At 52.6% G+C, this 25,085-nt stretch carries 23 protein-coding genes; 13 read left to right on the plus strand and 10 right to left on the minus strand.

Translation table 11 applies throughout. From position 1 onward, the window contains the following. Nucleotides 1-52: 52 nt before the first annotated feature. From yhdP to csrD, 7 genes are all read right to left on the minus strand, one after another. Nucleotides 53-3,883 (minus strand): AsmA2 domain-containing protein YhdP, encoded by a 3,831-nt coding sequence (gene yhdP, locus AB8809_RS21940; RefSeq protein WP_349856772.1) that lies wholly within the window; start codon nucleotides 3,881-3,883, stop codon nucleotides 53-55. A gap of 41 nt (nucleotides 3,884-3,924) precedes the next feature. Beyond that, entirely contained in the window at nucleotides 3,925-5,394 is a 1,470-nt protein-coding gene (rng, locus tag AB8809_RS21945) for a ribonuclease G (RefSeq protein WP_012772979.1), read from the minus strand. Next, nucleotides 5,384-5,977, minus strand: a complete 594-nt coding sequence (locus tag AB8809_RS21950) for a nucleoside triphosphate pyrophosphatase (RefSeq protein WP_012772978.1) — start codon at nucleotides 5,975-5,977, stop codon at nucleotides 5,384-5,386. The genes rng and AB8809_RS21950 overlap by 11 nt, the downstream gene beginning before the upstream one ends. Nucleotides 5,978-5,985: 8 nt before the next feature. Beyond that, complete coding sequence (gene mreD, locus AB8809_RS21955; RefSeq protein WP_012772977.1) at nucleotides 5,986-6,474, minus strand: rod shape-determining protein MreD; 489 nt, start codon at nucleotides 6,472-6,474, stop codon at nucleotides 5,986-5,988. Continuing rightward, a complete protein-coding gene (gene mreC, locus AB8809_RS21960; RefSeq protein ID WP_181848312.1) occupies nucleotides 6,471-7,454 on the minus strand; it encodes a rod shape-determining protein MreC in 984 nt (327 codons plus the stop codon). The genes mreD and mreC overlap by 4 nt, the downstream gene beginning before the upstream one ends. Before the next feature lie 175 nt (nucleotides 7,455-7,629). Continuing rightward, nucleotides 7,630-8,673, minus strand: a complete 1,044-nt coding sequence (gene mreB / locus AB8809_RS21965) for a rod shape-determining protein MreB (protein ID WP_010300322.1) — start codon at nucleotides 8,671-8,673, stop codon at nucleotides 7,630-7,632. Between the two features lie 316 nt (nucleotides 8,674-8,989). After that, complete coding sequence (csrD, locus tag AB8809_RS21970) at nucleotides 8,990-10,927, minus strand: RNase E specificity factor CsrD (protein ID WP_349856773.1); 1,938 nt, start codon at nucleotides 10,925-10,927, stop codon at nucleotides 8,990-8,992. Nucleotides 10,928-11,230: 303 nt separating this feature from the next. Between csrD and AB8809_RS21975 the strand changes: the two genes are divergently transcribed. The 6 genes from AB8809_RS21975 to accC all read left to right on the plus strand — a co-directional run bounded on the left by AB8809_RS21975 (nucleotide 11,231) and on the right by accC (nucleotide 16,613). Further along, entirely contained in the window at nucleotides 11,231-12,208 is a 978-nt protein-coding gene (locus AB8809_RS21975) for an MDR family oxidoreductase (protein WP_349856774.1), read from the plus strand. Between the two features lie 171 nt (nucleotides 12,209-12,379). Next, nucleotides 12,380-13,381, plus strand: a complete 1,002-nt coding sequence (msrP, locus tag AB8809_RS21980) for a protein-methionine-sulfoxide reductase catalytic subunit MsrP (RefSeq protein WP_349856775.1) — start codon at nucleotides 12,380-12,382, stop codon at nucleotides 13,379-13,381. A gap of 79 nt (nucleotides 13,382-13,460) precedes the next feature. Further along, nucleotides 13,461-14,060 carry a protein-methionine-sulfoxide reductase heme-binding subunit MsrQ gene (msrQ, locus tag AB8809_RS21985; protein ID WP_194431449.1) on the plus strand — a complete coding sequence of 200 codons (600 nt, stop codon included), beginning with the start codon at nucleotides 13,461-13,463 and terminating at the stop codon, nucleotides 14,058-14,060. Between the two features lie 253 nt (nucleotides 14,061-14,313). Continuing rightward, nucleotides 14,314-14,766: a type II 3-dehydroquinate dehydratase gene (gene aroQ / locus AB8809_RS21990; protein WP_012772970.1), complete on the plus strand. Its 453-nt coding sequence runs from the start codon at nucleotides 14,314-14,316 to the stop codon at nucleotides 14,764-14,766. A gap of 24 nt (nucleotides 14,767-14,790) precedes the next feature. Then, on the plus strand, nucleotides 14,791-15,258 hold the full coding sequence (accB, locus tag AB8809_RS21995) for an acetyl-CoA carboxylase biotin carboxyl carrier protein (RefSeq protein ID WP_012772969.1): 468 nt from the start codon (nucleotides 14,791-14,793) through the stop codon (nucleotides 15,256-15,258). 11 nt (nucleotides 15,259-15,269) lie between these two features. Further along, nucleotides 15,270-16,613 (plus strand): acetyl-CoA carboxylase biotin carboxylase subunit, encoded by a 1,344-nt coding sequence (accC, locus tag AB8809_RS22000; protein WP_012772968.1) that lies wholly within the window; start codon nucleotides 15,270-15,272, stop codon nucleotides 16,611-16,613. Between the two features lie 272 nt (nucleotides 16,614-16,885). On the opposite strand, the gene AB8809_RS22005 is transcribed toward accC, so the two are convergent. Then, nucleotides 16,886-17,314, minus strand: coding sequence for a molybdopterin-binding protein (locus AB8809_RS22005; protein WP_012772967.1), 429 nt, complete (start codon nucleotides 17,312-17,314; stop codon nucleotides 16,886-16,888). A 545-nt stretch (nucleotides 17,315-17,859) separates the two neighbouring features. On the opposite strand from AB8809_RS22005, the gene AB8809_RS22010 reads away from it, so the two are divergent. The 7 genes from AB8809_RS22010 to AB8809_RS22040 all read left to right on the plus strand — a co-directional run bounded on the left by AB8809_RS22010 (nucleotide 17,860) and on the right by AB8809_RS22040 (nucleotide 23,938). Further along, nucleotides 17,860-18,102: a YhdT family protein gene (locus AB8809_RS22010; RefSeq protein WP_349856776.1), complete on the plus strand. Its 243-nt coding sequence runs from the start codon at nucleotides 17,860-17,862 to the stop codon at nucleotides 18,100-18,102. Then, entirely contained in the window at nucleotides 18,092-19,543 is a 1,452-nt protein-coding gene (gene panF / locus AB8809_RS22015; protein ID WP_012772965.1) for a sodium/pantothenate symporter, read from the plus strand. The genes AB8809_RS22010 and panF overlap by 11 nt, the downstream gene beginning before the upstream one ends. Nucleotides 19,544-19,560: 17 nt before the next feature. Next, nucleotides 19,561-20,448, plus strand: a complete 888-nt coding sequence (gene prmA, locus AB8809_RS22020; protein WP_205947228.1) for a 50S ribosomal protein L11 methyltransferase — start codon at nucleotides 19,561-19,563, stop codon at nucleotides 20,446-20,448. A 175-nt stretch (nucleotides 20,449-20,623) separates the two neighbouring features. Further along, complete coding sequence (locus AB8809_RS22025; protein ID WP_349856777.1) at nucleotides 20,624-21,358, plus strand: carbonic anhydrase; 735 nt, start codon at nucleotides 20,624-20,626, stop codon at nucleotides 21,356-21,358. A gap of 356 nt (nucleotides 21,359-21,714) precedes the next feature. Then, nucleotides 21,715-22,680, plus strand: coding sequence for a tRNA dihydrouridine synthase DusB (dusB, locus tag AB8809_RS22030; RefSeq protein ID WP_040038093.1), 966 nt, complete (start codon nucleotides 21,715-21,717; stop codon nucleotides 22,678-22,680). Nucleotides 22,681-22,703: 23 nt separating this feature from the next. Continuing rightward, a complete protein-coding gene (fis, locus tag AB8809_RS22035; protein ID WP_005975342.1) occupies nucleotides 22,704-23,000 on the plus strand; it encodes a DNA-binding transcriptional regulator Fis in 297 nt (98 codons plus the stop codon). Between the two features lie 173 nt (nucleotides 23,001-23,173). Then, a complete protein-coding gene (locus AB8809_RS22040) occupies nucleotides 23,174-23,938 on the plus strand; it encodes an abortive infection family protein (RefSeq protein ID WP_349856778.1) in 765 nt (254 codons plus the stop codon). A 24-nt stretch (nucleotides 23,939-23,962) separates the two neighbouring features. On the opposite strand, the gene AB8809_RS22045 is transcribed toward AB8809_RS22040, so the two are convergent. Together AB8809_RS22045 and AB8809_RS22050 are read right to left on the minus strand one after the other, a co-directional pair. After that, nucleotides 23,963-24,151 (minus strand): hypothetical protein, encoded by a 189-nt coding sequence (locus AB8809_RS22045; protein WP_349856779.1) that lies wholly within the window; start codon nucleotides 24,149-24,151, stop codon nucleotides 23,963-23,965. Nucleotides 24,152-24,253: 102 nt separating this feature from the next. Continuing rightward, nucleotides 24,254-24,832, minus strand: a complete 579-nt coding sequence (locus AB8809_RS22050) for a hypothetical protein (RefSeq protein ID WP_349856780.1) — start codon at nucleotides 24,830-24,832, stop codon at nucleotides 24,254-24,256. Nucleotides 24,833-25,085 lie beyond the last annotated feature (253 nt).

Genomic DNA, 25,085 nt, shown 5'->3' on the forward strand with positions numbered 1-25,085 from the left:
TTTCACTCTTTATCAGATAATCGGCTGAGTACACTGCGCTGCCCTAACGGCATTATTCGCCTTTCTTCTTGTTCGGCTCACGCAGCACTTCCTGAATCTTTGGCTGATCGAGGCTACCGGAAATCTGGTAGCGAATCAGCGAAATCTTGTTCCATAGCGGTGCCAGCACTTTACTGGCAGCAAACACCGCGGCCCCTATAACCGGATTGACGGCAAATGCGGTCGCCACGCCCACCGTCGCAGAAATTTCCGGGGCGATAACCGCTTCCATATTGACCTGTCGCTTAGCGAGGTCGAGATCGCCTTTCATCGCGATATCCGCCTCCAGACCGTCGATCAGCATATCATCAGTATGCAACACGCCGTCTTTAATCCATGCGGTGCTGCGAATCGAGTCGAAGTAAAATCCACGGCCAAACGTATCACTAAAATCAAACCGCAGCTTACGCATCAGCGCATCGAAGCTCAATAAACGCAGCAGTTGACCCGCCTGACCCGCACCCACTTCGGCAATTTCACCTTTACCAATGCGCGTGTGCAATATTCCGCTCAGGCTGGCAATATCCGGTGCCCAAGGCGTTCCGCGCCAGTACAAATCGTAATCCACATCGAAAGAACCGGCCTTCAGCGGTGAATCAACGCCGAACCAGTTAGCATTCTGCTCCAGACTATCCCCGGTCAGGCGGCCTTTTAGCGCGGTCCGTACGCCTTCGGCATTTTCCTGCCAGGTGCCGTTTACCGTCAGACGAGCCTTACCGGTATCAATGATGCCGTCCGTCAGCGTTAACTTTTCCTTTTCTGGCAGCAGCGTTCCCTGAATACGCCCCATATTCTGCCCGATAATCCAGCACTGGCGACAATTAACCGCCAGCGACGGCCAGTCTTCAAAGCTGATACTCGGGTCGTTCAACGGCGATTTTTTCTCTGCTAACGCCACCGGGTTAGTCGCTTCATTCCCTTTCCACTGAGGATTGTAGTAGAGATAATTGATGTCGCTGCGCCACATACCACGATTGGGTATCTCAACCGTTCCGTCAATTTCACGCCCCTTTGCCTTCACTTCACTGCCAGCAAGCGTATTTTTGCGCGTAATTTCCAGATCGTGCCACTGCTGCCCCAACAGTTGCAGTTCAGGCGTACGCAAGGTCACCGCTTCTGGGAAACGAAGGGAACTCTGTGCCTTTCTCCCTTCCGCCGATGCCGAGGCACGCAGTGATGGCAGGAGCCCCAGCCAACTTTCCGCATCCAGCGACGGAAGATCGAGCACCAGCGAGGAATCATCGGGTAATGCAGGCGCCGCCGTTGCCGCATTCTGCCAGCTTGCCCGCGCCAGCGTCACGGTGTCGCCTTTCAGCAGCCATTGACTATTGAAGCGGTTATCCTTGCCCAGCCGTCCCTGCATAGCGAAACCATTCAGATCACCGCTAGCTTTGACCTCCAGCGGCAGGCTCTCACCAGCCGGTTTATTTAGTGGGTTAGGTAAGTGACTACTCACTTTATTTAAATCAGCTTGAACATCAACCTCATAGGTTGTCTTGCCGGTATGCGGGAGATTGACGGCAACCGTACTCTTCCAGCCTGCCGTGCCGGACAACGCCTTGCTTGCCGATGCTGGCAAGCCGGGCAAGAGCGCAGGCTGCCAGTCGCCCTGCAAGCCCACATTCACCAGAAAGGCCTTCGCTTGTTCTTCTGTTGTAAAGTTGACCGCCATCGGCTGATTCATCCAATTCGCCTGAAGCGTGTCACTGCGTAAGTTGCCGTTTTCATAGCGGAACTTACCCGTGAGATTCTTAATCGTGGTATTCAACGGTTTGATGTACAGGCTGTTATTGTTCAGCACAATGTCACCACTGGCGTGAACATCATCACCGACAAGCGGAATATCCAGATGCAGCGAGCCTTTCACCGGCCCGCCAATTTTCAGCTCATCCAGCGCCGTACCCAACGAGGATTTCAGCGGCGTCTGATTAAAATAGTTCCCCACTTCAGGCCCCGGACCTTCCAGCTCGCCATCAATGAGCAGCATCTCTTTTTCATAATCGGGAATGACCGCGCTAATATTCTTGCCTTCCACCTTGCCCAACCAGGTTTGTGGCGCAAACATCCATAGACCGTTGTTGGCGAAATCCAGATTAATATCCAGTGGCGTCAGCGCAGGCCAGCCCGGCTGAAACTCGAAGGTCGCCTCTTTCACCGGAACCCAGACTTCGAATTGGCCTTCGTTGTGCGTATACGGGAAGTGCTGCGGATTACCGGCAAAAATCAGCGTCGCGTTATCGACACGACCGCCTTTCAGCGCGCCGCTCAGATAGTCCACCAGCTCAGTGCCCATAAACTGTTCAGGATAATAACGCCAGGCATCCGCCGCGTCGGTCAAGCGGATACCCGCCAGAATATCCAGCTTCGGCTCCTGTTTGACTGGCTGTTCGTAACGGAAATCACCGTTCGCCCATAGCGATTTCGCCTGCACATCCAGCCCATGACTCCAAAGCGCCAAACCCTGTGTGTCATTACGCCAGTCAATCGTGCCGCTGGCCTGCTGGATTTCCAGCGGCGCGCGGAACATATCAACATAGGGTAGCGTGCTCTGTTTTAATTCGACGCTGACCTGACCACGCTCGGCGCTGCCACGGGCAGAACCAGAAAAATGATCGACTCCCGGCAGCAATTTCCACTGTTTCCAGCTCACGTCCTGCCAGTTGGCCTGAAAGCGGCTTCTCTCCGGCTGTTGCAGAGGGATATCGACGGCAACCGTATTCAATGTGCCCGTCGGTTGCAGTTCTGCCCAACGTTCTTTCAACGCTGGCGTTGTACTGGACAGCAGCGGCAACAGCGTGCTTACCCGCTCCAGCTCCAGATTGCTGGCACGAACACGCAGCTCTTCCTGCCGATCGGGCCCCAGCATGTGTTCATTTTTTGGCAGCCAGAGGGCTGAGAGCCGCCCTTTCGGCCAGGCAGTGCCATCCGTTGCCAGATTCAATTCAGGCACATCCACCTGCCAGCCATTTTCCTGACGGCTAACATGTAGCGTCATGTCATCCACATTCAGACGATGTGCATCAGGACCGTCACCCCAGTTGGCCGTCCCCTGATTAAGGAACACGTCTCCACTGTGGATGCCGCCATCACGGACGTTCAGCCAGGCCGCCAGGCTAAAATCGGCGCTTTCCAACCCGGTATTATTTTTCATCCAGCGGCTGAGCCAAGGCTTCATATCGATGTTATCAGCCTGCAGATAGAAGGTGCCGTTGCTGAGCAGCCCCTGCTCATCGTGCAAGTCCATGCGCATTTGCACCACGCCGTGCTGGCCGTTAAAACTCGACAAGCTGATCAACCCTTCCGCACGATGACGTTTGTCGGAATTCAGCCAGGTCAGCTGTGGGATGCTTAGCTCCGCGCGGGAGCCGGAAGGGGTAAGAAAGGTAATGTGGCTATCACGCAGGTCAAAGTGGTCAAACTGGCGCAGGAAAAGGTCGCTGACCTTTCCTGATTCCATCAGTTTGCTGTCCTGCTGCTGCCCAGTAAAAGGGCTATTAATATCGAGCTTTAACTGGTGAAACGTGAGATCGCGGAACTGCCAGCGCCCGTGTAACAGTGACTGCCACACATCCAATGCCAGCGTAATGCGATCAACCTGCCAGTCTGATTCCGGCAGAGACGTGCGAAGCTTTTCAATTTCCAGCGTGGGGCCAAAGGACTCCCAGCGCCCCGTCATCGAGCCGATTTCTAACGGGACACCCGCCGCAGACTGCGCCCAAGCCACCAGCTGTGGCCGGAAATGATCGAGCTGCGGCAGCACCAGTCTTAAGCCGCTAACTAACAGCGCAACCATCACGACAAGAGTGGCACCCGTGATGACTACAATTCCGGGCAGTCGCCTCACTAATATCTCCTTCTTTCGTCGCCGACGACGAGCGTACGAATTTACATCATGACGACGTCAAACTGCTCCTGGCTATACAGGGGTTCGATTTGTACTTTGACCTGCTTGCCGACGAAAATTTCGACCTCAGCTAACGCGTGCGACTCTTCACTTTTCAGCGCTTCCCCAACGGCCGGTGAAGCATAAACCAGGAAACGATCGGTGTCATAAGCGTGGTGGACACGCACGATTTCACGCATGATTTCATAGCAGACGCTTTCTACCGTCTTCACGGTGCCGCGGCCATGACAGGTCGGGCATTCATGGCAGAGCACGTGCTCGATACTCTCACGCGTGCGTTTACGCGTCATCTCCACTAATCCTAGTTGAGAGAAGCCGTTAATACTGGTTTTGACCCGATCTTTACTGAGCGCCTGCTCCAGCGAATGCAGTACCCGCCGACGGTGATCGTCGTTATTCATATCGATGAAGTCGATAATGATGATGCCGCCGAGGTTACGCAGGCGCAGCTGCCGCGCAATCGCCTGCGTGGCTTCCGTGTTGGTATTGAAAATGGTCTCATCCAGATTGCGGTGGCCGACAAACGCCCCCGTGTTGATGTCGATGGTCGTCATCGCTTCAGTCTGATCGATGATCAAATAGCCGCCGGACTTCAGTTCGACCTTTCTGTCCAGCGAACGCTGGATCTCATTTTCTACGTCAAACAGGTCAAAAATAGGCTGTTTACCCGCATAGTGTTCGAGTTTGCGGGTCATCTCCGGGATATATTCGGAGGTAAATTCCAGCAGTGCTTCATACGTCAGTCGGGAGTCAATCCGAATGCGATCCAACGCCGCACCGGCGAAATCACGCAAAATTCGCTGGGCGAGCGCAACTTCACCGTAGAGCTTGCATTTGGTCTGGTTGCGCTTTTTGCGCTCCATCACCTTGCCCCACAGACGCTTCAGGAACGCCGCATCCTGCGAGAGCTCTTCTTCACCGATCCCTTCCGCTGCGGTACGAATGATGAAACCACCGTCATCGTCACAATACTCGGCGACCGTTTTCTTTAAACGCTCGCGTTCCGCTTCGCTCTCAATCCGCTGTGACACGCCAACATGCGATGCGCCGGGCATAAACACCAGATAGCGCGATGGCAGTGTAATATCGGTCGTCAGTCGTGCACCTTTGGTTCCCAGTGGATCTTTGACCACCTGCACCATGAGATCCTGCCCCTGACGCACCAGTTCGGCGATATCACGGACGTGAAAATTCTTCTGTTCGTCACCAGCAACACATTCGGTGTGCGGCATAATATCGGATGCGTGCAGGAATGCCGCTTTATCCAGGCCGATATCCACGAACGCCGCCTGCATGCCCGGCAGAACGCGGCTCACGCGGCCTTTATAAATGTTGCCGACAATGCCGCGCTTCGCATCACGCTCAATGTGGATTTCCTGCAAAATACCGCCGTCGATATAGGCAACGCGCGTTTCTGAAGGTGTAACGTTTACCAGTAACTCAGCAGTCATGTTTTCCTCTTGCACTCCGCAACGCAGCAAAATTACTGAATAGCTCATGGGTTTCTACCAGCGGCAGCCCAACCACCGCGTAATAGCTCCCGTTAAGCGACCGGACAAAGCATCCACCTTTGCCCTGAATACCGTAAGCCCCAGCTTTATCCATCGGCTCGCCGCTGGCGATATACCGTTCGATATCCTGCTGCGAGAGCGGGCGGAAGACGACGTCGGTGATCACCAGACAACTCAATATATCGTCTTTATCTGCCAGCGCGACGGCCGTCATCACCTGATGTGGTTTCCCGGACAGTTGACTCAACATCTCTGCCGCGTGGGCTTCATCTTGCGGTTTTTCCAACACCTGGCCGTTCAGCACCACGATGGTGTCCGCCCCCAGAACCGGCAAATCGAGCGGTGCAGCCGCGACACCCGCCGCCGCTTTTTCATGCGCCAGACGCCGCACATAGACTTCCGCTGCTTCCTCCGGTAACCGCTGCTCTTCCACCGCGACGTTCAGTACAGCAAAAGGAATATCGAGCTGCGTGAGCAGTTCACGACGGCGGGGAGAAGCGGAGGCCAGATAAAGCTGGGTCATGAATCACCTTATTGCACAGTAAACTGACGACGAATTTTACGCATCAGGAGGAACAGCCACGGCCAGAGTACGCCATCCACGACGCTATTCCAGAATGTTTCTGGTCGGAAAGAGACATTAATAACTAAAAATTCTGCCCAGAATACCGTGAGGTCCATCAGCAGCGACAATAGCATGACGATTAATGCCTGCTGCCATAACGCCATATTTCGGAACAGTTGGAATTTAAAGGCGACCAGATAAGCAATAATGCTCAACGCCAGCGCCCGTACTCCCAGTGTAGACCCAAGAATCAGGTCCATAATCAGACCTAATATAAATCCTGTGCCGACATTCACCCGATGTGGCAATGCCATCACCCAGTAAATCAGGAATAGCGTCAGCCAGGAGGGGCGAAACATGTAGATTTCATCCGGCCACGGCATAATCTGCAAGACCATGGCGATCAGAAAAGAAAGCCAGATAATCCAGTTGCCATGCCTGCGATAACGGTTCATTGGCGGCCTCTCTGCGGCTCGGCGGTGGGCGCAGCGGTATCAGGAGGCAACGGAGGCCCCATGTCGTCAGGCGACGGTAACACCTGCGGCATCATCTGCATCAGTCGCTCATTGGCAACCCGATGGACCTCCGCTGGCGGCAACGAGGTATTGGAGTTGTTCTCCACGCCCCACAGTAACAACAGATAGCGCAGGCGCTGTAGCCCCGCCGTCGGGCGTGCCTGAATAATCGTATAGGCGCGCTGTGTATCAGCTTTGACCGATGACACAACCGCGACCGGATACCCTTCAGGGAAACGTCCGCCCAGCCCCGATGTGACCAGCACGTCACCGACGCGAATATCGGTATTATTAGGCAAATGCTCCAGTTGCAGATCGTCGGCGCAGCCATTACCGGCAGCAATCACGCGGATATCGTTGCGCAGCACCTGAATGGGCAGCGCGTGGGAAACATCACAAATCAACAAAACCCGGCTGGTAAACTGCCCAACCGCCACAACCTGACCCACCACGCCTTTATCGCTGATGACCGGTTGCCCTTCATACACGCCGTTCGTCTGACCTTTATCAATCACTACCTGATCGCTGTAGGGGTCGGTTCCGGCAGACATCACCTGCGTCACCATCTTCTGCTCATCCTGACGCAGTGGCGAGCCGAGCAGTTCACGTAACCGCGCATTTTCCTGCTTGAGCTGACCTAACATCAACAGGTCGCTGTTTTTCATCAACAGCTCCTGACGCAGCGCAGTATTTTCAAGGCCTAATTGCTCACGGGTCGCCAGTGAGGCGGACATGTTGTCCAGAACCTGACGGGGCCCATTTGCCAGAAAATAAAATGGGCTGACGGCGGTATCCATGTACGTTCTGATTTTGACGAACGAACCGAGCCGACTGTCCGCAACGATCACGACAATCGCGGTAACGACAGCAAGAAAAAGTCGTAATTGCAGGGAAGGTCCCCTGCTAAAAAGCGGCTTCATAAAATTTGCGTATTCCTCGACAGCAACCTCAAATCGCTCCTGGCGATTTTTAACGTCACAAAGCGGCAGCCCCGTAGGGCGGATTTCATTCGCTCAGGCAAATAAAAAAGGGGTAACCACGAGAGATGAAAAACGCAGGCGTTCATCCATCCGGTCCCCCCTTTTCCAGACAGGATTACTCCTCGCTGAACAAATCGCCACCGTGCATGTCGATCATTTCCAGCGCCTTGCCGCCGCCACGGGCAACACAGGTCAGTGGATCTTCAGCCACCACGACCGGAATACCAGTCTCTTCCATCAGCAAGCGATCCAGGTTACGCAGCAGTGCGCCACCGCCAGTTAACACCATACCGCGCTCGGAAATATCAGAGGCCAGTTCCGGTGGGCACTGTTCCAACGCCGCCATAACCGCGCTGACGATACCCGTCAACGGCTCTTGCAGCGCTTCCAGAATTTCGTTGGAATTCAGCGTAAATCCACGCGGCACACCTTCAGCAAGGTTACGGCCACGTACTTCAATCTCAAGCACTTCGTCGCCCGGATAAGCGGAGCCGATTTCATGCTTGATACGTTCCGCCGTTGCTTCACCGATCAGTGAACCATAGTTACGACGAACGTAGTTGATGATCGCTTCATCAAAGCGGTCACCGCCAATACGGACAGAAGAGGAGTACACCACGCCGTTCAGCGAGATCACCGCCACTTCCGTGGTACCACCACCGATATCCACGACCATGGAGCCCGTCGCTTCGGATACCGGCATGCCAGCACCGATCGCTGCCGCCATCGGCTCTTCGATCAGGAACACTTCACGGGCACCCGCACCCAGTGCAGATTCGCGAATCGCACGACGCTCAACCTGTGTTGCTCCCACCGGAACACACACCAGCACGCGTGGGCTCGGACGCATAAAGCTGTCGCTATGCACTTGTTTGATGAAGTGCTGCAACATTTTTTCCGTGACCTGGAAGTCAGCAATAACGCCGTCTTTCATCGGGCGAATCGCCACGATATTCCCAGGCGTTCTGCCCAGCATCTGCTTAGCGTCGTGGCCTACTGCCGCCACGCTTTTTTGGGAACCAGCACGATCCTGACGAATCGCAACCACAGAGGGTTCATTCAGTATGATGCCCTGCCCTTTAACATAAATCAGGGTATTGGCGGTACCCAGGTCGATGGACAAGTCGTTGGAAAACATGCCACGAAATTTCTTAAACATAACTAAAGGATAATCCTGCAAGCTGGGGGCGAAAAATAAATCCGCCTACTTTACCAACCACACGAAGCAGCGACAAGGCACGAAAATGCTCTGCTTCGGTGAAAAATGAGTCTGCGTTGCGCACGTCGGCGTCAGAGAGAAGGCACAAAATGCCTTCTCCTCAGGCGGCAAGGCATCTTACCACTGTCTCCCCGACAGAATTGCGCTAACACAGGACATAAAATCTAACATTTAATCGGATTGCCGCTATCGTAAGCACACACTAACCGATTTAACAACCGCCTCATTCTACGTCAATTTGAACAGGACGTTTATATTAAACGCGATGCCGCGATGAATATTTTTTCAGCTCATCCGTTACAAGGACTGATGCGGCAAAAAAATCCCCTTGCCCACCATAGACCCCCTTGCCCAACAGCATTCGCCACTCCTCTTTGGTCCGCACGCCAGCGGCAAACACTCGCGTTTGCGTGCCTTTACAGGCTTCGGTCAGGCTTTGTACAAACAGCTGATTTTCCGGACGACGTTCAAGACTGCGCACCAAACCGGGATGAAGCTTGATGATCTCCACGGGGAGTGACTTGATATATGTCGTACTGACCAGCGTTAAACCCGCCTGCGTTACCGCCAGACGACAGCCTAATCCCAGGATCACAGTGAGAACCGGGCGCAGGCGGCCGATATATTGACAAACATCTGCCTCTGCAAGTTCAAATAAAATGCGCTGCCGCTGCGTTTTCGGACATTGTAGTAAGACTTCTTTCAGCCAACGCAGGAAAGGCTTCTGCAAAAGTGAGTCCACACTTACCGGCAAAGCCAGTGTTTCCCCCGGCCAGTTCGCGGACAAATCAATAATTCGCGCCACAAGCTGTCGATCATAGCTGGCTGCCAGCCCCAGTTGTTGAACCAGCGGCATATACTCCGCGGCGAGCAGTTCCTGTTCCCCATCGTAGATCCGGCTCATCATTTCGCGATGATGTACCACGCCCTCTTTGGTGACCGCGGGTTTCTGATACAGCCTCGGACCGCCACGCGCCAACGTCTGTTCCAGCAAGGTGCGCCATTTCACGCTGCCGCGCCCCTTCTCTGGCACTTGTCTGTCAAACACGCACCAGCTGTTACCGCCCTGCAACACCGCATTTCGCGTCGCGTCTTCCACACTTTCCATCACCTGCTCGGCGCTTTGCCCGCCGCGATAGGCACAGATACCAATGTGGAGCACTTCTTCCCGATCGATCAACTGGCAGGCAGGGAGAATATCGATGGACTTCACCAGCTGCGTGGCAATCGCATTGGCTTCTTTTAGCGTGCTATGAGGGAGTAATACGGTGAAATCGCTGCTGAAATAACGCGCCAGCAGCGCGGAGGGATAGCGCATGACAAACGTCGACAGCAGATTGACCAGCGTGAAACGGTATTCCTGAAGCGCACTGCTATAACCGTGCGTTTCCTGCAAAGTTTCAAAATCGGGTACGCGGATCATCATGACGACGCCGTGCGTCCCCACTTCTTCGCCATCCTCCAACTGCGTGGTCAGTTGGTTATCAAAAAACAGACGATTACTCAGCCCGGTTTCGGCATCCTGTGCGGCGAACGCGCGAATTAAGGTATCAACTCGCCCGCGCTCCTCCCGCGCCTCCACTAAATCAGACAGCAGTTGATCGAGCGCCCCGCTGGTGTTGACCGGCCATTCACGTACCGACCCCTGCATAACCGATTCACGTTCGCCCTTGAGAATACGCTGCGCGCGTTCTTCCAATTCTTCCTGTCCCGCAGCCTGACGGCGCAGCCAGCGGATGGAGAAGTACAGCATCAAAAGCATCAGACCCGCAGCCAACAGCACCGATAGCATCGACACCACAAAGCGCGGTAAGCCAATCAGCGGATCGACATACCGTATGGCTATCGTCATGTTCAGGTGGTGCATCAGTGGAAATTCGACCTCATGATAGAGGTGCGTGCGTTCCCAGCCGGCCTCAGGGAGCTGTATTGAATAGAGGGTCGAATCGTTATCCTGAATATCCAGCACAACAATGCCTGCCGTTTTCATCATGCTCGGCAGCCAATATTGGATATTCTCAGGCGATTGCACTAATAACGCCTGATCGATACTGGCCGTAACCTCACGCAACTGCTGCTCAGTTCGCAGCTGGCTGTAATAACAGAGGCTAAATATGCTACTGAAAAGCATAAGAAAAATGGCGAGAACCGTCAGCAATACCACAAGTATCGAAAATCTGGTCGTAAATCCCATCCCTGCGTCCTATTCCAAATAAGTGTCATTTCTGCGAGTTTGTTGTTTTTTATCAGTTCGCATAGGTCAGCAACATAGTACCTTCATTAACAAACAGTACTTTATTAACAAATAGTACCTGTAATAACTATACCCTAAATAATCCGAGTTGCAGGAAGGCGGCAAGCGAGGGCACCCCAATGAGCTTACTCAAGTAAGTGATTTGGGTAACTAAGCGATGCCAATGCACATGCAGCTTGAAGTATGACGGGTATATAGTCGTTAATGACTTCCCCATTTTCATCCTGCTACAGGAGATAGCCCATGCAGGCTTTAGTTCTTGAACAGTCAGACGGACTGACCCACGCTCAGATTCGCGAGATTGACGCGGAGCAGCTTCCCACCGGGGATGTAACTGTCGATATCAACTGGTCCGGCATTAACTATAAAGATGCGCTTGCCATTACCGGCAAAGGCAAGATTATTCGTAACTTCCCGATGGTTCCTGGGATCGACTTTGCAGGCACCGTACGCCACAGCGACAGCGATCGGTTTACCGTCGGCCAGCCCGTCATCCTGACCGGTTGGGGCGTGGGTGAAAACCACTGGGGCGGATTGGCGCAACAGGCTCGCGTAAAGAGCGATTGGCTGGTTCCCCTGCCCGCTTCGCTGGATGCACGTAAGGCCATGATTCTGGGTACCGCGGGCTTCACCGCGATGCTGTGCGTCATGGCGCTGGAGGACGGCGGCATCACGCCAGAAAGCGGCGACATTATCGTGACTGGTGCCAGCGGCGGCGTAGGCAGTACTGCGGTCGCCCTGCTTGCAGAGCTAGGCTATCAGGTAACCGCCGTCAGCGGCCGTGCTGACAACACCGATTACCTGAAGAAACTGGGTGCCAAACAGGTGCTGGATCGCAGCGAATTCAGCGGAAGCCCTCGCCCACTGGAGAAACAACGCTGGGCCGGCGCGGTGGATACCGTCGGTGATAACGTACTGGCGACGCTGCTGGCGCAGATGGATTACAACGCGACGGTCGCGGCGTGTGGTCTGGCTGGCGGCATTGCGCTGCCGACTACCGTGATGCCTTTTATTTTACGTAATGTTCGCCTGCAAGGTGTGGATTCCGTTATGGCACCGCTGGCTTGCCGTCAGCAGGCATGGGAGCGTCTGGCTACCATCCTGCCAGAGTCGTTTTACCAGCAAGTCACGCAGGAAATCGGGCTGGAAGACGTCCCTGCCACTGCCGCTGCGCTGCTGGAAAATAAAGTCACTGGCCGCACGCTGGTGAAAATCAGCTAACACCTTTCGTTGATCCAGCCACCTGCGCCGCGGGTGGCTGTTACACCCTGCAAAAAAGTATTTCATCTCTCCTGTCGCGGTTTTTACCGCAAGTCATCTATAACTAAGTGAACGGTAAACAGTAAAAACGCCACTTTGCGTCAACAATAATAATGACTGGCGGGAGTTCACATGCACAAACATCGCAAACCCACGGAAGCCGACGTTACCCCGGAATCCCTCTTCTATCAGCGCCGACGCGTACTAAAAGCGCTGGGCATTTCCGCTGCGGCGCTCGCGCTGCCGTTTTCTGCACAGGCTGACCTGCTGGCCTGGTTTAAAGGTGCTGATAAACCCAAAGCGCCGCCGGGTAAACCGCTCACGTTTAGCCAACCTGCAGACTGGAAACTCGATTTACCGCTCACGCCGGAAGATAAGGTCACGGGGTATAACAACTTCTATGAGTTCGGGCTCGATAAAGCCGATCCTGCAGCCAATGCTGGCGGGTTAAAAACCGAAGGCTGGACCGTCAAGATAGACGGCGATGTCGCCAAACCCCTCACGCTGGATATCGACGATTTACTCAAACGCTTTCCGTTGGAAGAGCGAATCTATCGTTTTCGCTGCGTTGAGGCGTGGTCGATGGTGATTCCGTGGGTCGGTTTTGAGCTGGCCAAACTGATTAAATTCGCCGAACCCACCAGCAACGCACGCTACGTGGCGTTTCAGACGCTTTACGACCCGGAACAGATGCCGGGACAAAAAGATCGCTTCATGGGCGGCGGGTTAGATTATCCCTATGTAGAAGGGCTACGGCTGGATGAAGCCATGAACCCGTTGGCGCTGCTGGCCGTCGGTGTTTACGGCAAAACGTTGCCGCCGCAGAATGGTGCTCCCATCCGGTTAGTCACGCCGTGGAAATACGGCTTCAAAAACATCAAATCCATCGTACATATCCGATTCACGCGTGAGAAACCACCCTGCACGTGGAACCTGGCGGCTCCAGACGAATATGGCTTCTACGCCAACGTTAACCCCCATGTGGATCACCCGCGCTGGTCGCAGGCAACAGAACGCGTCATCGGTTCAGGCGGCCTGCTTAACGTTGAGCGTCAACCCACGCTGTTGTTCAACGGCTATGCGGAACAGGTCGCTTCGCTGTATCGCGGCTTGAATCTGCGCGACAACTTTTAGCGAATAAAACAAAACGCCTAGCTAATAACACAAGACGTCTAGCCAATAACACCTTGTCAGGATAGGAATTCACATCAGCATGAGACTGACGCTACAACACATTACCCGGTTAAAAGTGCTACTCCATCTGGCTGGTTTTCTGCCGCTGCTGTGGCTGATATTGTCGGTTGACCAAGGGTGGTTCAGCGCCGATCCGGCCAAGGATATCCAGCACTTTACCGGCAGAATGGCGCTGAAATTGCTGCTGGCGACGCTGTTGGTCACGCCACTGGCGCGCTATGGCAAGCAGCCGCTGCTTATTCGCTGTCGTCGGCTCCTCGGGCTGTGGTGCTTTTTCTGGGCGACGTTACATCTGGTGAGCTATGCGCTGTTGGAGTTGGGTCTGGATCATCTGGCGCTGTTGGGTAAGGAGCTGATATCCCGTCCTTATTTGACGCTAGGTGTCATAAGCTGGCTGATTTTGCTGGCGCTGGCAGTGACCTCGCCACAGATGATGATGCGCAAGTTGGGATCGCAATGGCAAAAACTGCATAATTTTGTCTATTTAGTCGCCATTCTTGCGCCTATCCACTATCTTTGGTCAGTTAAAACGCTGTCTCCACAGCCCATTTTGTATGCGCTGGCGGCACTGATATTGCTGCTGCTCCGTTATAAGAAATTTCGCCAGTGGTGGCGCTAAACGCCGCGCTAGCACAGGAAAACCCGACTGTGGGCTGCCGTAAAGCTGACGCCGTTTCACGCCCTGGTGTAGGAATATCTCCGCAGATAAGACCAGTATTTAGCTGCGAATTGCCACGATATAGTTATAATGCACGACTTTAATTTCTCGGGTGGACAATTTGCATCACGAAAGGTGACAAACGAATAGCTTCGCGCTATTTTGTGCGACACGGTTTTGGCAATCTTGGTCAATCGCGGGAGATAGCAGCACAATGGCAGAAAAGTTTCACATTTTGCTCTTGAACGGTCCAAACCTGAATCTGCTAGGAACCCGAGAGCCCGACAAATACGGTAAGACGACGCTAGCAGACATTGTCAGCGAACTGGAAACACAGGCGCAGGCATTGAACGTGAAGTTTTCCCATCTGCAATCCAACGCGGAACATGTTCTGATCGATACCATCCATCAGGCCAGAGGAAACACAGACTTCATTCTGATTAACCCGGCGGCATTCACACACACCAGCGTTGCGCTGCGTGATGCCCTGCTGGCGGTCTCGATTCCGTTTATCGAAATTCATCTGTCCAACGTGCATGCACGTGAGCCTTTTCGTCATCATTCCTACCTTTCTGATGTTGCGGTAGGCGTGATATGTGGCCTGGGGGCAGATGGTTATCAGTATGCTTTACAGACGGCGGTCAAACGCCTGTCAACTTCCAATTAAACAAAAGAGTACGGAACCACATCCATGGATATTCGTAAAATCAAAAAACTGATCGAACTGGTTGAAGAGTCCGGCATCGCCGAACTGGAAATTTCTGAAGGTGAAGAATCAGTACGTATCAGTCGTGCCCCAGCAGCAGTTAACTACCCGATGATGCAACAGGCCTACGCGACCCCAATGATGCAGCCACAGCCTGCTCTGGCCGCCGCCGTTGCACCAGCGCCAGTGGAAGCTGCCGCCGCACCGGCTGCCATCAGTGGACACATCGTTCGTTCTCCAATGGTTGGAACCTTCTATCGCACCCCAAGCCCAGACGCGAAAGCGTTCGTGGAAGTGGGTCAGCAAGTCAATGTTGGCGATACCCTGTGCATCGTCGAAGCCATGAAAATGATGAACCAGATCGAAGCCGACAAAGCGGGCGTGGTGAAAGCCATTCTGCTTGAAAGCGGTCAGCCGGTTGAATTTGACGAGCCACTGGTTGTCATCGAATAACGAGGCTTATCATGCTAGATAAAATCGTTATCGCTAACCGCGGAGAGATTGCGCTGCGTATTTTGCGTGCCTGTAAAGAACTGGGCATCAAAACTGTCGCCGTTCACTCCAGTGCGGATCGCGATTTAAAACACGTATTGCTGGCGGACGAAACCGTGTGTATCGGTCCAGCACCGTCAACAAAAAGCTATCTGAACATCCCTGCGATTATTTCCGCTGCGGAAATCACCGGGGCCGTCGCGATTCACCCTGGCTACGGTTTCCTGTCCGAAAACGCGGATTTTGCCGAGCAGGTTGAACGCTCTGGCTTTATCTTCATCGGCCCGCGCGCAGAAACCATTCGCCTGATGGGCGACAAAGTGTCTGCCATCACCGCCATGAAAAAAGCGGGTGTCCCAACCGTACCAGGTTCTGATGGCCCTCTGACCGACGACATGGATGCTAACCGTGTTCATGCAAAACGCATTGGCTATCCGGTCATCATCAAAGCCTCTGGCGGCGGCGGTGGTCGTGGTATGCGCGTCGTGCGCAGCGACAAAGAGCTGGAACAATCCATCAACATGACCCGTGCGGAAGCCAAAGCGGCTTTCAACAACGACATGGTCTACATGGAAAAATATCTGGAAAACCCACGTCACGTGGAAATTCAGATTCTGGCCGATGGTCAGGGTCACGCTGTCTATCTGGCCGAGCGTGACTGTTCCATGCAGCGTCGCCACCAGAAAGTGGTGGAAGAAGCACCAGCACCGGGCATTACGGACGAACTGCGTCGCAATATCGGCGATCGCTGCGCCAAAGCCTGTATCGATATCAACTATCGCGGTGCGGGTACGTTCGAGTTCCTGTACGAAAACGGTGAGTTCTACTTCATTGAAATGAACACCCGTATTCAGGTAGAGCATCCGGTCACCGAAATGATTACCGGCGTGGATCTGATCAAAGAGCAGTTGCGCATCGCTGCCGGTCTGCCATTGTCCATCAAGCAGAAAGACGTCAAGGTTCGCGGCCATGCGGTAGAATGCCGTATCAACGCGGAAGATCCGAACACGTTCCTGCCAAGCCCGGGTAAAATCACGCGTTTCCACGCGCCGGGCGGCTTTGGTGTCCGTTGGGAATCGCATATTTACGCCGGTTATACCGTACCGCCGTATTACGATTCCATGATCGGCAAGCTGATCACCTACGGCGAAACGCGCGAAATCGCGATTTCGCGTATGAAGAACGCGCTGGCTGAACTGATTATCGATGGTATTAAAACCAACATCGAACTTCAGATGAAGATCATGAGCGACGAAAACTTCCAGAGAGGTGGCACGAACATCCACTATCTGGAGAAGAAACTCGGCTTGCAGTAAACACTTCGCAATCGAGTCAAAAGGCCAGCTTACGCTGGCCTTTGTTATTTATGCCGATGTCTATCTCTTAAATAATCCCATTGAGGATTAATCATCCCAATCACATTTCCAGCGATACCTGATGTGGTCATTTGAACCCGAAAAATAAGATACGTTTTACGCGGGGACACATCGAAGGAAAAAATATTCTGCGGTAAAAATAGGCCGATAAACCCGTATATATCCGTCGTTTATCGGCAGTGATCGTTATATTTCGCGACAGAAACCGACAATTATTTCCGGGTAGCCAGAATAATACTGGACGCTTTAACCAGCGCGATTAATTCGTTGCCCACATCAATGTTCATCTCTTCCAGACTCTCATTGGTCACGGTTGAGGTCAGCGTCAATCCACCCGCAGTCACCAGTTGTACCGTCGAGTTGACGGCGCCTTTCGTAACGGAACTCACCTTACCGTGAAACTGATTGCGGGCAGAAAAATTCAAACCACATTCGGCGGATGCCAGAATAACCCAGGGGGCTTTCACCAGAGCAATCGCCGGCTTGCCAACGGCTAGGTCCATAGATTGACAGCTGGCTCGTGTAATCACCGTCGTTAACTTATCTCCACTTTCCAGAGTCAATGCGACTTCATTGTTTACCGCCCCCTCAACAATGGAAGACACAACACCCGAAAGCTGATTTCTTGCTGAAACTGACATAACGACTCCTTTGGTTCATCTTTAACATAGACACTGAGATATTGAGCACTAAAACATCGGCAACACGACCTACAACAGCGCCAATAACGCTAGCGTTATTATTATGTTCCCTTGCGCACCGCTAATATTCTGCTCAGGAATAGCAGGTGATAAATAATAGCCCTATAGTAAACCTTCTCCTGAGAAAATTATGCGATGTGACGTCCATCATTCGCTAATTACCTCAAGATCAATAAGCAAAAATACTCATTTAGTATTATTTTGTGGCGAGATAAATTTTATTTCCGTCTTGCTCTGTTGCTCACCAGACCGAAATAGAGCGGCAAAGTGACACACTAACCCCCTCTTTTTATTCCCCAATGGTAAAGCCGTTTTTTCACCAAACGATGAGTACCCCATAGCGGGCTTTTACGCCAATGGCGTAATTCTTACTAGTCAATTGGCCCACATGCCGTAAAATTCCCGCTTTCGTCATCACGACGATCATAACAATACTCATGCCCTAAAATGACGGGCTAATCCTCCCATTTACGGTGGAGAAGAACATGGATACACGCTTTCCTCAGGCGCACAGAGAAGCCCGCTGGGCTTTTGGCCTGACGCTGGTTTATTTAGTGGCCTGGGCGCTTGCCGCCTATTTGCCAGACAACATACAAGGGATAACCGGCCTTCCACATTGGTTTGAGATGGCCTGCCTGCTGCTGCCGCTCGTGTTTACGCTGCTGTGCTGGCTGATGGTTCGCGTCATTTTCCGCGATATCTCACTGGAGAGTGACGATGCAAATTGAAATTTTATTGCCGCTGATTGGCTATCTGCTGCTGGTTTTCGGGCTGTCGGTCTATGCGTACCGTCGCCGTCAGGCGGGTAATTTTCTTAACGAGTATTTCCTCGGCGGCCGCTCAATGGGCGGGTTTGTGCTAGCAATGACGCTGATCGGCACTTACGTCAGCGCCAGCTCATTTATCGGCGGACCGGGTGCCGCCTACAAATACGGGCTGGGCTGGGTACTGCTTTCAATGATCCAGCTTCCTACCATGCTGCTGTCGTTGGGCATTCTGGGGAAAAAATTCGCCATTCTGGCGCGGCGCTACAACGCCATCACGCTGAATGACATGCTATACGCCCGCTATAACAGCCCGCTGTTGGTGTGGTTCGCCAGCATCAGCCTGCTGGTCGCGTTTATCGGTGCCATGGCTGTCCAGTTCATCGGCGGCGCACGCCTGCTGGAAACCGCAGCGAACATCCCTTACGACATCGGCCTTCTGATTTTCGGCGTTACTATTGCGCTGTACACCACGTTTGGCGGTTTCCGTGCCAGCGTGCTGAATGATGCGATGCAGGGCATCGTGATGTTGATCGGCACCGTCATCCTGCTAGTCGGCGTAATCTATGCCGCTGGCGGTTTACACAGCGCGGTGGATAAACTGCAACAGATCGACCCAATGCTGGTCTCGCCGCAGGGCAGCGGCGGTATTCTGTCGATGCCGTTTATGGCTTCATTCTGGGTGCTGGTCTGCTTCGGTGTTATTGGCCTGCCGAACACCGCCGTTCGCTGTATCTCTTATCGCGACAGCAAAGCGCTACACCGCGGGATTATTATCGGTACCATCGTCATTGGCATTCTGATGCTCGGCATGCATCTGGCTGGGGCGCTGGGCCGCGCCGTGATGCCAAATCTGACGATTCCCGATCAGGTGTTACCGGCACTGATGGTCACCGTACTACCGCCACTGGCCGCCGGGATCTTTCTCGCTGCGCCAATGGCCGCTATCATGTCCAACATTAATGCGCATCTGCTTCAGGCTTCCGCGACGATCATCAAGGATCTCTATCTCAGCGTACGTCCACAGCAGATCCATAACGAACGTCGCATCAAGATCCTGTCCAGCATGACCACACTACTGTTGGGTCTGCTGGTGCTACTGGCTTCCTTACGGCCGCCAGATATGATCATCTGGCTGAACCTGCTGGCGTTTGGCGGACTGGAGGCTGTGTTCCTGTGGCCGCTGGTGCTGGGCCTGTACTGGGAACGCGCGAATGCCGCAGGTGCGCTTAGCGCTATGTTCAGCGGGGCGATTTGCTATACCTTACTGGCCAGCTTCAATCTTCAACTGGCCGGATATCACCCGATTGTGCCATCGCTGTTACTCAGCCTGATGGCGTTTATTATTGGCAACCGCTTTGGTCATAATCCACCAGCGCCAGTTGCCGCTTCATCTTCACTTTAAATGTAATAGAGACTGCTATGCCGTGGATTCAACTGAAAATAAACACCTCAGGAAATGTTGCTGAACAACTGGGTGACGCCATGATAGAAAGCGGTGCGGTATCCGTTACGTTTCAGGATACCCACGATACCCCGGTGTTCGAACCGCTGCCGGGCGAAACCCGCCTGTGGGGCGATACCGACGCGATTGCGCTGTACGATGCTGAAACCGACATGAACGACGTTATCGCCATACTGGAGCAAGAGCCGCTGCTAGGCGTTGGTTTTAAACACAAAATCGAACAGCTGGAAGACAAAGACTGGGAACGCGAATGGATGGATAACTTCCACCCGATGCAGTTCGGTAAACGTCTGTGGATTTGCCCAAGCTGGCGTGACATTCCTGACCCAACCGCCGTCAACGTCATGCTCGATCCCGGTCTGGCGTTTGGCACCGGTACCCACCCAACGACCGCGCTGTGCCTGCAATGGCTCGACGGACTGGATCTGGAAGGGAAAACCATCATCGATTTCGGCTGCGGTTCCGGCATTCTGGCGATTGCCGCTCTGAAACTGGGTGCCGCACGCGCCATCGGGATTGATATCGACCCGCAGGCGATTCAGGCCAGCCGAGACAATGCGCAGCGTAACGGCGTTTCTGAGCGTCTTGAACTGTATCTGCCGAAAGACCAGCCTGCCGACCTGTCTGCCGATGTCGTTGTCGCCAACATCCTTGCTGGCCCGCTGCGCGAACTGGCACCGCTGATTAGCGATTTACCTAAAGCGGGCGGCCACCTCGGCCTGTCCGGCGTACTGGCGACGCAGGCCGACGGCGTCGCAGAAGCCTACACAGACAAGTTCACGCTCGATCCGGTGGCAGAACGCGAAGAGTGGTGCCGCATTACCGGTCAACGCCGCGCGTCTTAATCACGTTATCTCTCCCCCGCTCCGCCCGCCGTGTACCAACGGTGGGCGAGCTTCTTCTTGTTATACCTCATGATTTCTCCCGATAAGCTGGCGTATTATTCTGGCCGGCAAGTGACCGGACGCACCTGCGCCCGGCGCTCAACGATGCCGTATCATTATTTTTAAGGGATGAAAAATGAAGGGTAAACTCTCTATCGTATTGATGCTGTCAGCCTGCTTTCCCGCACTGGCGGCCGATCCGGTGCACTGGGGCTACGAAGGCAACGGCGATCCGGCGCATTGGGGAAAGCTGTCCCCAGACTTCTCGCTGTGTGAAACCGGTAAAAACCAATCTCCCATCAATATCCGCCAGGCACTGAACGCCCAGCACGATCCTTTACAGCTAGCCTTCCTGCCAGGGACACAGCAAATCATCAACAATGGACATACCGTTCAGGTTAACGTCGGTCCGGGGAATACACTGCTGTTGGATAACGAGACATTCTCCTTACAGCAGTTTCACTTCCACGCACCGAGCGAGAATGAAATTGACGGTAAACAGTTTCCGCTGGAAAGCCATTTTGTCTATAAAGACGCAAGCGGCGCGCTTACCGTTATTGCGCTGATGTTTCAGGAGGGAGAGGCCAATCTACCGTTAGCCATGACATGGCAGCAGATTCCAGCTCAGGTTAATCAGGCGGAGGAGGTGCACACGCCAATCGCGATTCAGAGCCTGTTACCGACGTCATTAAACTACTATCGGTTTAGTGGGTCGCTCACCACGCCGCCATGCTCAGAGGGTATTCGCTGGCTGGTGCTGGATCACCCCGTCACCGCCTCTACTGAACAAATCAACCAATTCCGCTCGGTCATGCATCACGCCAATAATCGCCCTATACAGCCACTTAATGGCCGCGTCATCATCCATTAAGCCACGTAGCGAGGCTGGTCTGACCGTCTGTCGGCCAGCCTCTGCTCAATCACCGCCCTTTTTTACCGCATTAACCAAGCATTTCACTGATAAATCCTTGATAGGCTGTGGTATCTCCACTCAAAATGACCGCGCTTACAGATAAAATTCTGTAAGCAGATGAATATTTTACCGAGCAAAAAACCAGCACAAAAACATAACATACTGTTAAATATGAATAATATTTTCATATGCTTCTACGAACTGCATTTTCATTGATCGATAGCCGTAAATTGGTCAAAGTTTGGCCTTTCATCTGACGTAAAAAATGCGTAATATACGCGCCCTTGCAGGCACAGTATGGTCAATTTTTGTCTATGCACATTGGACAATTTCAGCTTAGTAATCGCTTGATAGCAGCCCCAATGGCTGGTATTAGCGATCGCCCATTTAGAGCACTCTGTCATGCGATGGGCGCTGGAATGACCGTGTCTGAAATGCTTTCTTCCAACCCGGAAGTGTGGCGTTCAGACAAGTCGCGTTTGCGAATGGTCCATAGCGATGAACCGGGTATCAGAGCCGTGCAGATTGCCGGTTGTGACCCCGATGAGATGGCGGCGGCAGCGAGAATCAATGCTGATTCCGGCGCGCAAATCATTGACATCAATATGGGCTGCCCGGCGAAGAAGGTGAACCGCAAGATGGCAGGATCTGCATTGTTGCAGTATCCGGATTTGGTCAAACAGATCCTCTCTTCGGTGGTGAAAGCGGTAGACGTACCGGTGACACTGAAGATCCGTACCGGTTGGGCACCAGAGCATCGTAACTGTGTAGAAATTGCCAAACTGGCTGAAGACTGTGGCATTCAGGCGTTAACCATTCACGGACGCACCCGTGCGTGCCTGTTCAATGGTTCCGCGGAATACGACAGCATTCGGGCAGTTAAGCAGGCCGTTTCCATTCCTATTATTGCGAATGGCGACATTACAGACCCGCATAAAGCCAGAGCGGTTCTTGACTACACCGGGGCTGACGCCCTGATGATAGGACGAGCCGCTCAGGGAAGACCCTGGATCTTTCGGGAAATCCAGCATTATCTGGACACAGGGGAGTTGCTGGCACCAATGCCGTTGGCAGAGGTCAAGCGCTTGTTGATCGAGCATATACGGGAATTGCACGACTTTTATGGTCCAGGCAAGGGATTTCGTATCGCTCGTAAGCACGTATCCTGGTATCTCCAGGAGCATGCCCCAAACGACCAGTTTAGGCGCACATTCAACGCCATTGAGGATGCCAGCGAGCAGCTGGAGGCGTTGAAGGCATATTTTGAAAATCTTGCGTAAACAGAAAAAGAGCTGACAGAACTATGTTCGAACAACGCGTGAATTCTGACGTACTGACCGTTTCCACTGTAAACTCTCAGGCTCAGGTAACCCAAAAACCCCTGCGCGACTCGGTTAAACAGGCACTGAAGAACTATTTTGCTCAATTGAACGGTCAGGATGTAAGTGACCTTTATGAGCTGGTACTGGCTGAAGTTGAACAGCCACTGTTGGACATGGTGATGCAATACACCCGCGGTAATCAAACCCGCGCTGCCCTGATGATGGGCATCAACCGCGGTACTCTGCGTAAGAAATTGAAAAAATACGGCATGAACTGATAACAGTTTGTATCGCATTGTTTTATAAGGCGCTCGTCAGAAATGACGGGCGTTTTTTATTTAAACTGACTACACCATTGACTACACCACTCTGTGAACATTACCGAACAATATTGAACGAATAAACGGACTCGCCGTAATATGGCAACTCTTTAATATAGTAAGGTGTTTCCATGATCTCCATTCTCGATACTTTGATCACTGATAGCGAAAAAGCTGAATATCTTCAGAAGATTATGGTGAATGCCGCAACTAATGGCAGTACCCCAGCAGATGATTATGGTGTCTTACGCTCATATTTTTTAGAGAAACCACAATATCAACAACTTGTTCCAGAATTCGTCCGAAAATGCAGATCCCTTGATCAATTCTGGCAGTTCATTAAGTTCAAATTCTCCACCTATGCCGAACGCCGCATCTATATTTGGGATGAATTCCGCCCCCTTCTAGATTATCTCGAAGGGAAAAATAGCGTGCCGGCTGATGAAGTCATCACAGATGCTTTGAAATCCTTTAATGAGGATGGTGTTCATGCGGTATGGCTGAAAGCACTAGAAAGACGACACACAGATCCTGATGGGGCTATAACCTCATCAAGAACTCTTTTAGAGACTGTATGCAAACATATACTGGATGAAATGGAAGTCCCTTATAACAATAAAAATATCGAAATGTCAGAGCTATATAAACAGGTATCTTATGAGTTAAATCTATCAAGCGATCAACATTCTGAGAGTGTTTTTAAGCAGATCTTAGGCGGATGCTCGGCTGTGGTAAATGGCTTAGGAACATTGAGAAATCGTCTAGGGGATGCCCATGGAAAAAGTCGAGCGGCAGTCAAGCCTTCGCCGCGGCATGCTGAACTAGCTGTTAATCTTGCTGGCTCAATGGCACTGTTTTTAATCAGCACATGGCTCAATCGAAAAGAAAGCAAGTAACAGCATAGCTGGAATTTTACACTATCAGCGTTTTGAAGATGGCCTCTTCCACTCATAAGGCTCTGAGTTCATCCGCTGGCGATGACGCTCTTTAGCTGCCAAAGTGGCCGCAATGCGAGTGCGGAGAACAAAACGATCCTGCCCGTTAAGTCCATGCCCTTGCTGCTTAGCCAGTTCTTCCATCACTGCCTCAATTTTTTCTTGTTTCATCATAGCTGTTTATCCTTTTAATCCTAGATAATAGCTTTTAATTCTGATGACTGGATATAACGAATAGCCAGCAAAGCGAAGGTGCAAGCAGACCTTAATGCCTGTCTAAGCATCTTCGGCCAGAACATAAAGCAGTGAAGGAACTACCTCACGTATCGCCATTGGCCCTGTTTCATCACTCATCAGCGTCAGCGTATAGTCCCGGCACTCAAACACCACATCAGCATCAGATAGCCCAAAGGCTCCACCAGCAATAATCTCCCCAATTTCACACGCTGGCGTTTCGACGATAGACAGACGGTAGCCACCAAACGTGATTGGCGGGTTATCAGGCCCTTCACTCAAATAGAGGCCTACAGCCTTAGCAGACAGTGCAGCGCGTTCATGCCCATCCATGCCAACCGCCTGGCCAGTACAATTCGCCAGATGCTGCCTAATCTCAGCGACGCTCATTTCCACCAGCTCGTTACCTGCCTTTTTCTTTCTGGCCAGCACAGGTTTGCTCTTGGCGTTCTGTGCTCGCGGATCATGACTGTCACGATACCGAGACAGATAAGCGTCACAGGCATCTGAATCAACCTTACCGCTAACCCGCAGGGGAAAGCCCACTTTGCTCTCCCAGTTATAGAATGCCCGGCGACTCATCCCGGCATGGTCGGCGTACTGGCTTACTGACATCAACATAAAAATATTCCCTCTGACATGCAGAGTGTGAACCCTTCACACTTGTGCACACTAAAAACTGTGAAGGGTTCACACTTTTTAATGAAAAGTGTGAATCAAACTGTAAATCAAATCCTGCTCCACTTCCCCGCGACGCCTTGCCACCAAAGGCTTGTAACAATCCATCAACAAAACTGTGAAGTGTAAAGTGTGAATCAAATTCAAAAGTTGATAGCTAGTGAAAGAACACGGCGCGCAATGCCCGTGCTTTACA

The sequence above is a fragment of the Pectobacterium aroidearum genome, assembly GCF_041228105.1.
Lineage (GTDB): Bacteria > Pseudomonadota > Gammaproteobacteria > Enterobacterales > Enterobacteriaceae > Pectobacterium > Pectobacterium aroidearum.